The sequence below is a fragment of the Bacillus cereus group sp. BceL062 genome (assembly GCF_051780025.1).
GTDB lineage: Bacteria > Bacillota > Bacilli > Bacillales > Bacillaceae_G > Bacillus_A > Bacillus_A toyonensis.
The window spans coordinates 1-325 of sequence record NZ_JBPWGY010000060.1; the positions used below are offsets into that span (position 1 = coordinate 1).

Here is a 325-nt window from a genome sequence, read left to right on the forward strand (position 1 = left end):
GCGCCTTTGGCGTGGGGGTTCGACTCCCTTCACCCGCACTTTTAATAAAATATCTCATAACATGTCTTGCGGAAGTAGTTCAGTGGTAGAATACAACCTTGCCAAGGTTGGGGTCGCGGGTTCGAATCCCGTCTTCCGCTCCAATTTTCAATATGACATGCCGGGGTGGCGGAACAGGCAGACGCACAGGACTTAAAATCCTGCGGTGGGTGACCACCGTGCGGGTTCGACCCCCGCCCTCGGCACCATATGCGCCCGTAGCTCAATTGGATAGAGCGTTTGACTACGGATCAAGAGGTTAGGGGTTCGACTCCTCTCGGGCGCG

3 tRNA genes are annotated in these 325 nt (G+C 55.7%); all 3 read left to right on the forward strand.

Going from position 1 to position 325, the window contains the following annotated elements:
• Positions 1 to 68: 68 nt before the first annotated feature.
• The 3 genes from ACS2MN_RS31050 to ACS2MN_RS31060 all read left to right on the forward strand — a co-directional run bounded on the left by ACS2MN_RS31050 (position 69) and on the right by ACS2MN_RS31060 (position 325).
• A tRNA-Gly gene (locus tag ACS2MN_RS31050) sits at positions 69 to 143 on the forward strand.
• 16 nt (positions 144 to 159) lie between these two features.
• Positions 160 to 248: transfer RNA gene (locus ACS2MN_RS31055), tRNA-Leu, on the forward strand.
• A 3-nt stretch (positions 249 to 251) separates the two neighbouring features.
• Positions 252 to 325: transfer RNA gene (locus ACS2MN_RS31060), tRNA-Arg, on the forward strand.